Raw genomic sequence first — 12058 nt, forward strand, 5'->3', positions numbered from 1 at the left:
TCAGGCTGCTATTGGGCGCTGGCCCATTTGAGAATGTCGCTGCTGCTCATGGCCCCGGAGACCCTGGCAACCTCCTTGCGATGCTTGAACATGATCATCGTTGGGATGCCGCGGATGCCGAGCCGCGTTGACAAGGCCTGGTTGTCGTCGGAGTTGAGCTTGACGAAGCGAAGCCCAGGCTCGGCCTGTTTGGCGGCCGCCTCGAACTGCGGGCCCATGACCTTGCATGGCCCGCACCAAGGCGCCCAGACCTCTACCAGAACGGGAATATCGGATTTGGCGATGTGCTTTTCGAGGATAGCGCCGGATACATCCACCGGCTGACCCTCGAAAAGCTGCCGTCCGCATTTGCCGCACTTGCCCGACGCGAGGTCGCGGCCGTCCGGATTGCGGTTAGTCGTGCCACAGTGAGAACAGACGATGTGGGTCATGCTCCGGTCTTGTCCTGCTTGATGGCCCGGAGCTTGTCTATGCCCAGCACCTGAAGCGCCAGTTTTTCATAGAAGGGCTCGGCGGTACCAGAGCGGATCTTGTGCAGGAAGTATTTTTCGAAGCCGATCTTGGCGGCATGCACCCATTTGCCCGAACCTGACCAGTTGACGTTCCGGGGCGGGATCTGCGGCTGGGCCACGAAGGCCACGCCGCCATCACCAAAGTCGGCAAGGCAGACCGCATTCCAGGTGGGAATCGCTGTGGGCTCCCTACCGGCGACCAGGCTGGCGATGTTTTGTGCGGTGGCGGTGACCATGGATTCGATCATGAAGCCGGTCTTGGGAACCCCTACCGGTACCGGAGTTTTGCCCACTGGCGGAATGGCAACGCAGACGCCGATGGAGAACACCTCCTTGAATGTCGGGTTGCGCTGATGCTGGTCCGCCAGGATAAAGCCACGAGGATTGGTCAGCCCCTCAATACCTCGGACCGCCGGCACGCCGCGGAAGGCGGGCAGCATCATGGTGTAGACGAAGGGGATTTCGTGAGCCTGCCGCACGGCGCCATCGTCGGCGATTTCGCTGACGAACGCCTTTCCGTCCTCGAACTTGTCGACCCGGGCATTGGTGATGAAGCGGATGTGCCGCTGCCGCATCTCGCTTTCGAGCAGGCCCTTCGTGTCGCCGACACCATCGAGGCCCAGGTGGCCGATATAGGGCTCGGCCGTTGCGAAGGTCATGGGCACGCGGTCGCGCACCTTAGCGTCGCGCAGCGCCTTGTCGAGGATGAAGGCAAACTCATAGGCCGGGCCGTAGCAGGATGCGCCCTGGACGGCGCCGATGATGACTGGTCCCGGGTTGGCGACCAGTCGATCGAACGCGTCCTTGGCGTCCAGCGCGTGATCGATATGGCAGACCGACTGCGTTGCGGCTTCCGGACCAAAGCCCGGGATTTCGTCGAAAGCGAGTTCGGGGCCGGTCGCGATGACGAGGTAGTCATAGGCGAGGTCAGCACCGTCCGAGAGCGTCACCCGCTTTTGGTCGGGGTGGACGCGCTCGGCGCCCTGGGGAAAGAATTCGATATGGCGCCTTGCAAAGACTTCGGTGAGGTCGACCTCTACGTCCTTGCGGTCGCGCCATCCCACGGCGACCCATGGGTTAGACGGGACGAAGCTGAACCTGGTCCCCTTGTTGACAACCGAGACGCGGTGACCAGGGCCCAAGGCATCGCGCAACTCATAGGCCATGATGGTGCCGCCGAGGCCGGCACCCAGAACGATGACGTGAGCCATTTGCTCCTCCATGTCACACCTTACCGGGCCGCCCGTGGTGAGTTCTTGATCTAGATCACTTTAAGCAGCGGCCAACCGTCATCGGTGGGAGCGGCCAGGCGACGTTCGGCAATGGCGAGCATCGCCTGATGCTGGCTGAGGTGGACCTGACCGCCCAGATGGGCCAGGAATTCCGTGCCCGAGAGCCGATCCGCGACGGGACCCTTCACCTCGGACAGGTGCAGGCGAATGTTTAGATCGCTCAGGCGCTCATTGATGGCTTCGAGACTTTCGAGCGCTGACATGTCGATGACGTTGACTGCTGAGCACATCAGAACGACGTCGGTCAGGCCCGGATTGGCCGCCACCTGGTTGATGACAAGGTCTTCGAGGTAGCGTGCATTGGCAAAGTAGAGGCTTTCGTCGATGCGGATCGAGAGCACACCGGGGACGGTATCGACCTTGTGGCGCTTGATGTTGCGATAGTGCTCTGTGCCGGGGACCAGGCCTACAACTGCGGCATGCGGCTGCGAGGAACGGTAAAGGAAGACCAGGATCGATGCGCCGACGCCTAGGGAAATGCCGACTTCGACACCCAGCAGCAGCGTACCGAACATGGTAATCACCACAGCCGCGAAATCGGCTTTGGAATACGCCCAGGCACGCTTGAGGGTGGAGAAATCTACCAGGGTCAGCACCGCGATGACGATGGTCGCAGCTAGCGTGGCTTTGGGGAGAATGGCGAGGAACGGCGTCAGCAGCAGCGTGGCGCCGGCAATGCCGATGGCGGTGAAGGCGCCGGCAGCAGGTGTCGCGGCGCCGGCGTCGAAGTTGACGACGGAGCGTGCGAAGCCGCCGGTGACCGGGAAACCGCCACCAATGGCTGCCGCGATGTTGGTGGCACCCAGGCCGATGAGTTCCTGGTTGGGTGAAATGCGCTCGCGGCGCTTGGCGGCCAGGGTCTGGGCCACCGAGATGGATTCGACAAACCCGACGATCGAGATGATCAGCGCCGGCAAGGCCAGTTGCTGGATGGTATCCGTAGTGAAACTGGGCAGCGACAGCATAGGCAGGCCCTGCGGCACCTGGCCGACGAGCGAGACCCCCTTTGCGCCGAGGTCGAACAGCACAGACATGGCCATGGTGAGGAACACGACCAGCACAGGACCGGCCCGGACGATGATGGTGGCGACACCCGTGGGCAGGCCGAACCGGGCGAGCCAGTTCTTGAGATCAAGCCGTATCCAGAGCAGCAGCGACAGGGCGATCGCACCCACCATAACGGTGTACACGTTGGCCTGGCCAAGATGCTCGACGATCGAGGAGATCAGGTCGGGCATGGCATGGCCTTCGGTCTTGATGCCGAGCAGGCCACCGACCTGGCTGGTGGCGATGATGATGCCCGAAGCGGTAATGAAGCCCGATATTACAGGATGCGACAGGAAATTGGCGATGAAGCCGAGGCGGAACAGGCCCATCAGCATCAGCATGACGCCCGACAGCAGGGCCAGCAGAATGGCAGCGCTGGCATAATCCACCGAGCCTTGCGCCGCGACGCGGCCCACGGCGGCTGCGGTCATCAGCGAGACGACGGCCACGGGACCCACCGCGAGCGCCGATGAGGTGCCGAAGATCGCATAGGCGATCAGCGGCAGAATGGAGGCATAAAGACCCACTTCCGGCGGCAGGCCGGCCAGCAGCGCATAGGCCAGCGATTGCGGGATCAGCATGATGGTCACGATGATCGCCGCGATGAGATCGCTGGTCAGCGTCTGCCGGTTATAGCGCCGGCCCCAATCGAGAATGGGGAAGTAGGACTTGATGTTCATCGGCCGTTACTTGGACAGGGTGGCGTAGAGGCTGCCGGCGCGGGCGCCGGAGCGGCAATAGCCCAGCATGGGTTTGGGGAGCTTTTCCCAGGCGTCATGGAAGCGGATGATCTGGCCTTCGCCGAGAGGGCCGGAGACCGGGATGTGGACGATGCCGATGCCGGCGGCGGCTGCCGCCTTGGCCACCGCCTCAAAGCTTGGCTGGCCGCTTTCCTCATTGTCTGGGCGGGCGCAGACGATGGACTTGAAGCCTGCATCGGCGACGGCCTGCACCTGCTCGGGCAGGATCTGGCCGGTGGCGGAGAAGTCGGGAGCGATCTGGCGGATATTCATGGGTCGGTCTTTCCTGGGTTTGTTGTTGAAGGGCCACATGTTCAGAGGCCGTTTACGGGGACTTTGAGGTAGGTCTTGCCGTCGCTGTCCTTGGGCGGCAGCTGGCCGGCGCGCATGTTGACCTGCAGCGCCGGGATGATGAGCTTGGGCATGTCGAGCGTGGCGTCGCGGGCCTCGCGCATGGCGACGAAGCTGTCCTCGTCCGTGCCCTGCCCCACATGGATGTTGTGGTCGATCTCGTCGCCCACCGTGGTCTCCCAGGCGATGTCGCGACCGTTCGGACCATAGTCGTGGCACATGAAGAGACGCATCTGGCGCGGCAGCGACAGCACGCGCTGGATCGAGCGATAGAGCGTGCGGGCGTCGCCACCCGGGAAATCGGCGCGGGCCGAGCCGCCGTCGGGCATGAACAGGGTGTCGCCGACAAAGGCGGCATCGCCGGCAACATGGGTCATGCAGGCGGGGGTGTGGCCTGGCGTATGCATCACATGCACGGTGAGCCCGCCGATCTGGTAGCTGTCGCCATCCCCGAACAGGCGGTCGAACTGGCTGCCGTCGCGCCGGAACTCGGTGCCTTCGTTGAACACCTTGCCAAAGGTGTCCTGCACGATGGTAATGTTTTCCCCGATCCCCAGCTTGCCGCCGAGCTTGCCCTGGATATAGGGCGCGCCGGACAAATGGTCGGCGTGGACATGGGTTTCGATCAGCCATTCGAGCTTGAGGTTATTTTCCTCGATATGGCGGATGATGGCGTCGGCGCCGTCATAGGTGATGCGACCGGCGGCGTAGTCGATGTCCATGACGCTGTCGATCACGGCGCAGGACGACGAGTTGGGGTCCTTGACCACATAGCTGATGGTATTGGTCGGCGCGTCGAAGAAGGCGGTGACCTCGGGGTGGACCGAGAGATCGGTGTCGAACGGAACGGTGCGCATGGCTTGGCTCCTTGTGAGCTTAGGCGGTTTGGGTGACGCGCTGGTCCAGCGCGAGGCGAAGCGTGCGGGCGGCAAAAATACCGACCAGCATAGCGCCGACGAAGGCCCATGCCGAGATCTCGCCGAGGCCCAGCGCCGGAATGGCGCCGCCGGGGCAGAAACCGGAGATGCCCCAGCCGATGCCGAAGATGGCGGAGCCGTTCACTAGCTGTACGTCAAGCTTGCGGTTGGTCGGCAGGTGAAACTTTGCTTCGCAGACCGGCTTGTCGCGTCGCAGCACGAAGCGGTAGCCGATTGCCGTGACGATCAATGCCCCGCCCATCACGAAAGCCAGGGACGGGTCCCAGGCGCCGGCGATATCGAAGAAGTTGAGCACCTTGGCCGGATTGGCCATACCGGACAAGGCGATGCCGGTGCCGAAGACGAGGCCGATGCTGGCGGCAAGAAGAGTGCGCGGCATCAGACACCCCCGAGCAGGCGACGAATGACGAAGACCGTGATCATCGCAGTCCCGAGAAAGATGGCGGTGGCCACGATCGAGCGGGGCGACAGCCGGGCCATGCCGCAGACACCATGACCGGAGGTGCAGCCGGAGCCGAAATAGACGCCGACCCCGACGATCAGGCCGCCGATGACGATCCACGGCGCGGGAACGGGACTGGAATAGTCGATAGCCTGACTGGTCAGGCCCAGGATCAGCATCGGGGCGAGGATGGCGCCGGCGATAAAGGCGGCGCGCCAGGCCCAGTCGCTGGAGACGGGTGGCAGAAGGCTGGTCAGAATGCCAGTCATGCCGGCAATGCGGCCATGGAAGGCCATCAGAAGAACGGCGGAGAGCCCGATCAACGTGCCGCCAAGCAGCGACAGGAGAGGGGTGAATTCAGTCATGAACTAAGAAACCTTCCGGGTGGAGAGGCCAAGGATGGCGTAGAGCGGGCAGAAGCGGACGACGGCGGTGACAATCAGCACTGCGCCGACGGCGACGGAGGCCCAGAGCCAAAGGGGATTGGCGAACAGGGGCAGGCCGGACAACAATGGCAGCAGAACCAGCACCGCTCCGATGACGACGCGGGCAATCCGGTCGGGTGTTCCGACATTGATTCTCATGACGATGTCCTTGAAGCTTGAGGGAAATCAGCTGATATTGACTTTACGCATGATCTTATATAAGAAGATTCTAATATGATCAAGATGGAAATCGACAAAATGGAGGCCAATGCCGAGCAGGCCACGCGCCTGCTTACGGCCATGGCCAATCCCAAGCGGTTGCTGATCCTGTGCAACCTGCTGGAGCGCGAGATGAATGTTACCGAACTGGGCGAGCGGGTGGCGCTGGGGCAGTCGCCGCTATCGCAGCACCTCTCCAAGCTGCGGGCCTGGGACTTCGTCAAAACCCGGCGGGACGGCCAGCAGGTCCACTACAGCATCGCCTCCGACGCGGTGAAGCATGTGCTGACAACGCTTTATGGAATTTATTGTGCTGACTGACCGAAGCGTAGGTGACGGTCAGTCAGGGATTGACCCCCTGCCGCTGCGGATCTTGGCCGGCGTGGTGTGCTGCATCTTGGCAGAGGCGCTGCTGTGGCTACCCGTACCCTGAGCGGCACTGCGTTACCTTGTCATTGGCGTCGGTTCGTCGCTGGATCTAGGTGGACCGCGGCTGAAACTGTCATGCCGTTGACTCTGATATTCGCTTAAAGAGCAAAAATGCCAATTCTACCAAATCCACTTTCATGACCGACGCTACAGGGAAAGTCGCCGCCCCGACGCTGCGATCCATCGGCATGGCAGGTCGCTATCGCGGGCTCATCATTCTGGGGCTTGCCGCGCTTGTCGGCATCGCCGCGGGGATAGTGGTGACCGCCATGAGCTGGGCAACCCAGCACCTGCATATGCTACTGTTCGGCATATCGGACGGCGGCAGGCTGAGTGCGCAGACCTCCTTGGCGACAACCTGGCTGGCGCTCGTTCCGGCTGCCGGCGGCGTGCTGATGGCGCTGAGTGTCGTGCTGTCCCGCCGATTTCGGACCCGCCCGCCCGTCGATCCCATCGAGGCCAACGCCCTGCACGGCGGACGGATGTCCACACGCGAAAGCCTGCTGGTGGCCGGCCAGACTATGATTTCGAGCGGCTTCGGTGCCTCGGTCGGTCTGGAAGCGGGATACACCCAGCTGGCGGCCAGCATCGGGTCACGCCTTGCGACGCTATCCGGCCTGCGCAGAAACGAGATTCGCACCCTGGTTGGCTGTGGTGCGGCCGGTGCCATCGCCGCGGCGTTTGGGGCGCCGCTGACCGGTGCCTTCTACGGCTTCGAGTTGATCATCGGTGTCTATTCGATCGCACTGCTTGGCCCGATTATGGTTGCGGCGCTTGCGGCGAGCCTGACGGCGGCGGCGTTGGGCGCAGCGCAGACGACCATTCATCTGGGCGTTATTCCGCAGCTTGGCGCATGGGACGCTATCCCGTTTGTCTTGCTGGGCCTGCTCGGTGGTGGGGCCGCCATTGCGGTGATGCGACTGGTCGTGCTTGTCGAACGCGGATTTGCCTGGACACGCATACCATCGGCGGTGCGTCCGGTGATCGGTGGACTGCTGGTTGGCGGCATCGCCTTGCTGACGCCTCAGGCGCTGTCCTCGGGTCATGGTGCGCTTGATCTGCAGATGGCGTCCGATACCGCCTTGCTGACCATGGTCTCTTTGTTCGCTCTGAAGCTGCTGGCCTCGGCAATCTCCATCGGCTCAGGCTTTCGCGGCGGTCTGTTCTTCGCCTCGTTATTTCTGGGAGCGCTCCTGGGAAGAGCCGTCGCACTAACCATTGCGGCGGCAGGCCTGCCTTTCAGTTTGGATCCCAACCTGGCCATGTTGGTGGGCATGGCATCCATGGCGGTGGGCGTCGTCGGCGGGCCCATGACCATGACGTTTCTCGTCCTTGAGGTCACCGGCGATCTGGCGATCAGCGCCGCTGTCCTCGCCGCCTCAATAGCGGCGTCCGTTTTGGTGCGCGAAACCTTCGGCTTTTCGTTTTCGACCTGGCGTCTGCATCTGCGTGGCGAGTCTATTCGCAGCGCCCATGACGTGGGCCGCCTCCGCAACCTGACCGTTCGGTCCATGATGCGGCCCGACGTGAAGACAGTGCGCGCGGGCACGACGATCGAGGCGTTCCGAGAGGCTTATCCACTGGGTTCGACGGAGCGGGTGGTCGCCCTCGACCAAGCGGGGCGATATGTAGGAATTGTGCTGGTTGCGGACGCGTATGCGCGGCGCGTTGGCAGCCCAGACGCCGCAGAGCTGCAAATCGACAGTCTGCTCAAGTTTACCGATTTCGTTTTAGTGCCCGGGCAGTCTGCCGAGCAGGCCGCGACCCGGTTCGAGCAATCGCATAGCGAAGAGCTCGCCGTCGTCCAGAGCGCGGACAACCACGCCGTTGTCGGCTTGCTGACGGAAGCTCACCTGTTGCGTCGCTATGCCGAGGAGCTGGACAAATCCAGGCAGGACCTTACCGGCGAGACCTAGACATCAAGGCATGACCTCGCCGATCACAAGAAAAGGCACTATGAGCAATGACGCTCGCCGGTCCCATTGGTATGGCGCCTAGACCACCAGGAACGAGGATGAGGTCAGCTGGTTCGAGCCAAGCCCAGGGAGCTTCCTCCAGCTGGCCTTTCGCCACGCCCCTCCAATGCACGCGGAGCTATCCAACCGTCCAAAACCGTTTCAACTTGTCAGTTGAAACGGTGAAATCCAGCTAAGTCGTCTTTGAAAAAAATGGCGCGCCCTAAGAGATTCGAACTCCTGACCCCCAGATTCGTAGTCTGGTGCTCTATCCAGCTGAGCTAAGGGCGCGCACTGCCGGGTTGACCGGCGGTTCCAGGCGGAGGCAAGAAGCTCTTCGGCCTGAAGCGGGGCAACCCATACATGGGTGATCCGGGCTTGGCAAGCGCGCCGGCGACAGATTTTCGCCAGGAGCAGGCGTCAGGGCTGGACGCGCAGGGCGGCTGGCAGGATGAGGTCGAAGCGGGTGCCCTGCGGCTGGTCGGCCAGCAACAGCCGGCCGCCATGGGCCTCGGTGATTTCGCGGGCAATGGCGAGTCCGAGGCCGGTGCCGCCGGCGCGGGCCGAGCCCTCGAAGGCGACGAACAGATTGGCGCGGGCGCGCGGCGGCAGGCCGGGGCCATTATCGCTGACCGAGAGGGTGATCGTATCGGCATCCTCAGCCACCGTGACCGACACGGCGGGGGCGGCGACGCTTGCCGCCTCGAGCGCCTCGCGGGCATTCTTGAGCAGGTTGAGCAGCACGCGGCCCAGCTGGGCGGCATCGACATTGAGCACCAGCGTCTCGGGCGTGTGGTTGGCAAGGGTGATGGTGGGGTGGCCGACAAGCCGCGCTTCGAATGCGGCATCGTCGACCAGCGCCGCCATGGCCACCGGCGCCATGACCGGGGGCGCGGCGGTTTCGCGGCCATAGTCGAGCACAGACTGGGCAAAGCCGATGGCCTTGTCCAGCGTGGTAACGAGGCGCGGCGCCAGCCGCTGCACCTTGGGATCGTCGAGCGTTGCCACCTGGTCGGAGAGCAATTGCGCCGAAGTCAGGGTGTTGCGCAGGTCGTGATTGATCTTGGCGACAGCCAGGCCGAGATCGGCCAGGTGCCGGCGCTGGCGCAGCATGGAGAAGAGATCGGATTCCATGGCGGCCAGCTCGCGCTCGACGATGCCGATTTCGTCGCGCCGGGGCGACGGGGTGATGATGAGGCTGGCATTTTCCGGCGCCTGGCGGAAGGCCAGCATGTTCTGGGTCAGCCGGCGCACCGGATAGATGAAGAGGTAGCTGGCGAGCAGGTAGAGCGCCACGGCGGTCACGGCGGCAATGGCCAGCGAGACGATGCCGATCTGGCGGGAATAGGCCAGCATGTCCTGGCGCAGCGGGCGCTCGGACATCAGCAGTTCGACAAGGCTGTCATCGAGATCGCCCTGGCCGACGATACGCAGGGTGCGGTCGGGCGTGGCGAAGAGCACGTCGATGGCGCCCAGGATCAGCGTCATCAGGTCGGCCTGGCGCATGTCGGCGGTGACCACCAGGTCCGGCCGCACGGGGCTCGCCAGTTCGATGAGTTGGCTCTGCCCCTGGCGGCGATAGACGATGGCATTGGCGCCGGCCGAGGTCAGCAGGCGATCGGTCAGTTCGCGCGGTAGGGCCATGACATCGGGCACGGCATCGAGCACGCGCGCCGCCACCACGCCGACGCGCAGGCGGTCGTCGAGCCAGTTGGCGCGGAAACTGGCAAGCGAGGGCAGATACACGACGACCTCAACCAGAAGTATCACCGCGATGATGGTGGCGATGAGCTTGATCGAGAGGCCGGAGAACCGGCCGGGCAGGACGCTGCGTTCGGCTGTCATTTCAAATCATTATAAGGAAAGCCGCCCTGCGCGGAAGCCCCCGGACAGGGGGATCTGATCAGCGCGGGAAACGCGCGAGCCCGGACAGGAGTCGGGTCCAGCCCGGACGGGGCTGCTGGGCCAGATGCCGCGCCGCCAGATCGAGCAGCGCCGCTGCCGGGCTGGGCTGCGGCAGGGCCAAGCGCCCCAGATCGCCCAGGGTGAGGCCCCGGGCCATGGCAAGCGCCAGCATGGCGACGATCTCGCCGGCACCCGGCCCGATGGCCCCGGCGCCGACAATGGCATCGCCGCGCGCGGTGACCAGCCGGACGGCGCCCTGCATCTGCCCACCGGCTCGCGCCGCATCGGTCTCGGCCAGATTGGCGCGCAGCACGCCATGGCCGGCGCGCGGCTTGCCGGTGGCCACAGGGCCCACCTGCGCCAAGGCCGGCTGGGTGGCGATGAAGCGGGCGATTTGACGCGGATCGAGCCGGCCATTGCCCTGGCCCAGAAGGCGCTCTACCAGCAGCCCGGCCTGGCGGGTGGCCACATGAGGCTGGTATTCGCCCGCCGCGCCCCCAATGGCGCTGATGCGGCCGCTTGAGGTCTGCCCGTCGGGACCGACCAGCAGGTGATCGGGCCGGAGGCGGTCGCGCCGCAGTTTGAGCTTGTCGAGCAGCCCGCCATCCAGCAGGGGTGCCCGGCCCATGGCGACCAGCACATGGGAGACGTCGAGACTGTCCTCGCCCCCGGCGACGCGCAGCGTGACGCCGGTGCCCTGGCTGCGCGGCACGATGGCGCTGACCTCGGCATCGTCGCGCACCACGACACCCTCCTCGCGCAGCGCCTGCAGCAGGATCGCCACCAGCTCGGGCTCGAAGCCGGGCAGCAGGCCACCCTGGGGCACGATGGTCACCATCGATCCGAGCCGGCGATAGGCCTGTGCCAGTTCGAAGCTTTCCGGCGTGCCACCGATGACCGCGAGGTGGCTGAGCTTGCGGATATTGTCGGCAATGGTGTCGGGCGTGAAATAGGGCACCGCGTCGAGCCCCGGCAGCGGCGGAATAACCGGCGTGGCGCCGGTGGCCAGCACGAACTGGCGGGCGCGGACGGTGGTGTCGCCGCATTTCAGGCTGCGCTGATCGGCAAAGCTCGCCGCGCCAGCAAGCACCGTGATGCCCAAGGCGGCGAGTCGCTCCGCGGCAAGGCGTGGGGCGGCTGCCGCGGCCAGTGCGGCGGCATGCTCGCCGATAGCGCGGAAATTGGGCTTGGGCTCGGCGTTGTCGAGACCGACCTGGCCGGCGGTGCGAATGGCCTGGGCGCGGGCGGCGCTGGCCAGAAAGGCGGCGTGGCGCAATTGTCCCTGCGGCGGATCGACGGCCCGGGTGCCGGTAGAATCGACCAGCACCACATGGAGACCTCCCTGGCTCGCCTGCACGGCCAGATTGCCGGCGAGGGCGCCGCCGCCGATGACGCAGAGATCGGGTTTGATTGTGTCTGCCATTACCGCCAGCGGCCAGAATGCGTGAAGGAGAACTTTATGGGGCGATACGGCTGCGAAAACAACGGGTCAACAGCCGCAAGGAAGTCGCGCCGATCGCGTTGACTTGTGCCCGTGTTTTCCCTATAGACCCCACCAACCCGCACCGTTGGCGCCTGGCGCTTGATGTGTGTCCGAAATTCTTGCTTTGAGCAGAGCCCAATAAGAGGAACCGCGCCTGCCGCGGTTTGATGTCATGAAGCGTACATACCAGCCCTCCAAGCTCGTGCGTGCCCGCCGTCACGGTTTCCGTGCCCGCATGGCCACCAAGGACGGTCGCATCATCCTGAATCGCCGCCGCAACGCCGGCCGCAAGAAGCTCTCGGCCTAAGGCCGCCTGGCCG

General features: G+C 64.4%; 13 protein-coding genes and 1 tRNA gene. 3 read left to right on the forward strand and 11 right to left on the reverse strand.

The features are described 5' to 3' along the window. Positions 1 to 8: 8 nt before the first annotated feature. The 8 genes from trxC to ASD04_RS19710 are packed head-to-tail and all read right to left on the reverse strand — an operon-like array spanning position 9 to position 5906. Positions 9 to 431 (reverse strand): thioredoxin TrxC, encoded by a 423-nt coding sequence (gene trxC, locus ASD04_RS11465; RefSeq protein WP_056256810.1) that lies wholly within the window; start codon positions 429 to 431, stop codon positions 9 to 11. Next, entirely contained in the window at positions 428 to 1723 is a 1296-nt protein-coding gene (locus tag ASD04_RS11470; protein ID WP_056256813.1) for an FAD-dependent oxidoreductase, read from the reverse strand. The genes trxC and ASD04_RS11470 overlap by 4 nt, the downstream gene beginning before the upstream one ends. 50 nt (positions 1724 to 1773) lie before the next feature. Next, positions 1774 to 3531, reverse strand: a complete 1758-nt coding sequence (gene sulP / locus ASD04_RS11475; RefSeq protein ID WP_056256815.1) for a sulfate permease — start codon at positions 3529 to 3531, stop codon at positions 1774 to 1776. Positions 3532 to 3537: 6 nt separating this feature from the next. Beyond that, positions 3538 to 3864 (reverse strand): sulfur transferase domain-containing protein, encoded by a 327-nt coding sequence (locus tag ASD04_RS11480; protein WP_056256816.1) that lies wholly within the window; start codon positions 3862 to 3864, stop codon positions 3538 to 3540. Between the two features lie 41 nt (positions 3865 to 3905). Next, positions 3906 to 4799: an MBL fold metallo-hydrolase gene (locus ASD04_RS11485; protein WP_056256819.1), complete on the reverse strand. Its 894-nt coding sequence runs from the start codon at positions 4797 to 4799 to the stop codon at positions 3906 to 3908. A gap of 19 nt (positions 4800 to 4818) precedes the next feature. Then, positions 4819 to 5259: a YeeE/YedE family protein gene (locus ASD04_RS11490; RefSeq protein ID WP_056256823.1), complete on the reverse strand. Its 441-nt coding sequence runs from the start codon at positions 5257 to 5259 to the stop codon at positions 4819 to 4821. Next, positions 5259 to 5687 carry a YeeE/YedE thiosulfate transporter family protein gene (locus tag ASD04_RS11495; protein WP_056256826.1) on the reverse strand — a complete coding sequence of 143 codons (429 nt, stop codon included), beginning with the start codon at positions 5685 to 5687 and terminating at the stop codon, positions 5259 to 5261. Before ASD04_RS11495 ends, ASD04_RS11490 begins: the two co-directional genes overlap by 1 nt. Positions 5688 to 5690: 3 nt before the next feature. Then, positions 5691 to 5906 carry a DUF2892 domain-containing protein gene (locus ASD04_RS19710; RefSeq protein WP_056256829.1) on the reverse strand — a complete coding sequence of 72 codons (216 nt, stop codon included), beginning with the start codon at positions 5904 to 5906 and terminating at the stop codon, positions 5691 to 5693. A gap of 75 nt (positions 5907 to 5981) precedes the next feature. On the opposite strand from ASD04_RS19710, the gene ASD04_RS11505 reads away from it, so the two are divergent. After that, a complete protein-coding gene (locus ASD04_RS11505) occupies positions 5982 to 6287 on the forward strand; it encodes a metalloregulator ArsR/SmtB family transcription factor (protein ID WP_056256831.1) in 306 nt (101 codons plus the stop codon). A 245-nt stretch (positions 6288 to 6532) separates the two neighbouring features. Continuing rightward, the gene (locus ASD04_RS11510) at positions 6533 to 8311 is read left to right on the forward strand and encodes a chloride channel protein (RefSeq protein WP_056256832.1); all 1779 of its coding nucleotides are present in this window, start codon (positions 6533 to 6535) and stop codon (positions 8309 to 8311) included. 253 nt (positions 8312 to 8564) lie between these two features. On the opposite strand, the gene ASD04_RS11515 is transcribed toward ASD04_RS11510, so the two are convergent. The 3 genes from ASD04_RS11515 to ASD04_RS11525 form a co-directional block, all read right to left on the reverse strand. Next, positions 8565 to 8641, reverse strand: a tRNA-Arg gene (locus tag ASD04_RS11515). 129 nt (positions 8642 to 8770) lie between these two features. After that, positions 8771 to 10195 carry a HAMP domain-containing sensor histidine kinase gene (locus tag ASD04_RS11520; protein WP_056256834.1) on the reverse strand — a complete coding sequence of 475 codons (1425 nt, stop codon included), beginning with the start codon at positions 10193 to 10195 and terminating at the stop codon, positions 8771 to 8773. A 58-nt stretch (positions 10196 to 10253) separates the two neighbouring features. Then, positions 10254 to 11678 carry an FAD-dependent oxidoreductase gene (locus tag ASD04_RS11525; RefSeq protein ID WP_056256838.1) on the reverse strand — a complete coding sequence of 475 codons (1425 nt, stop codon included), beginning with the start codon at positions 11676 to 11678 and terminating at the stop codon, positions 10254 to 10256. Positions 11679 to 11910: 232 nt separating this feature from the next. Between ASD04_RS11525 and rpmH the strand changes: the two genes are divergently transcribed. Further along, complete coding sequence (gene rpmH / locus ASD04_RS11530) at positions 11911 to 12045, forward strand: 50S ribosomal protein L34 (protein WP_056228810.1); 135 nt, start codon at positions 11911 to 11913, stop codon at positions 12043 to 12045. The last annotated feature ends 13 nt before the right edge of the window (positions 12046 to 12058 follow it).

The organism is Devosia sp. Root436 (assembly GCF_001426345.1).
Classification (GTDB): domain Bacteria; phylum Pseudomonadota; class Alphaproteobacteria; order Rhizobiales; family Devosiaceae; genus Devosia.

Bases quoted from the DNA above. Each gene is read 5' to 3' on its own strand.
- trxC (WP_056256810.1), bottom strand. From the start codon at position 431: ATGACCCACATCGTCTGTTCTCACTGTGGCACGACTAACCGCAATCCG.
- ASD04_RS11470 (WP_056256813.1), bottom strand. From the start codon at position 1,723: ATGGCTCACGTCATCGTTCTGGGTGCCGGCCTCGGCGGCACCATCATG.
- sulP (WP_056256815.1), bottom strand. From the start codon at position 3,531: ATGAACATCAAGTCCTACTTCCCCATTCTCGATTGGGGCCGGCGCTAT.
- ASD04_RS11480 (WP_056256816.1), bottom strand. From the start codon at position 3,864: ATGAATATCCGCCAGATCGCTCCCGACTTCTCCGCCACCGGCCAGATC.
- ASD04_RS11485 (WP_056256819.1), bottom strand. From the start codon at position 4,799: ATGCGCACCGTTCCGTTCGACACCGATCTCTCGGTCCACCCCGAGGTC.
- ASD04_RS11490 (WP_056256823.1), bottom strand. From the start codon at position 5,259: ATGCCGCGCACTCTTCTTGCCGCCAGCATCGGCCTCGTCTTCGGCACC.
- ASD04_RS11495 (WP_056256826.1), bottom strand. From the start codon at position 5,687: ATGACTGAATTCACCCCTCTCCTGTCGCTGCTTGGCGGCACGTTGATC.
- ASD04_RS19710 (WP_056256829.1), bottom strand. From the start codon at position 5,906: ATGAGAATCAATGTCGGAACACCCGACCGGATTGCCCGCGTCGTCATC.
- ASD04_RS11505 (WP_056256831.1), top strand. From the start codon at position 5,982: ATGATCAAGATGGAAATCGACAAAATGGAGGCCAATGCCGAGCAGGCC.
- ASD04_RS11510 (WP_056256832.1), top strand. From the start codon at position 6,533: ATGACCGACGCTACAGGGAAAGTCGCCGCCCCGACGCTGCGATCCATC.
- ASD04_RS11520 (WP_056256834.1), bottom strand. From the start codon at position 10,195: ATGACAGCCGAACGCAGCGTCCTGCCCGGCCGGTTCTCCGGCCTCTCG.
- ASD04_RS11525 (WP_056256838.1), bottom strand. From the start codon at position 11,678: ATGGCAGACACAATCAAACCCGATCTCTGCGTCATCGGCGGCGGCGCC.
- rpmH (WP_056228810.1), top strand. From the start codon at position 11,911: ATGAAGCGTACATACCAGCCCTCCAAGCTCGTGCGTGCCCGCCGTCAC.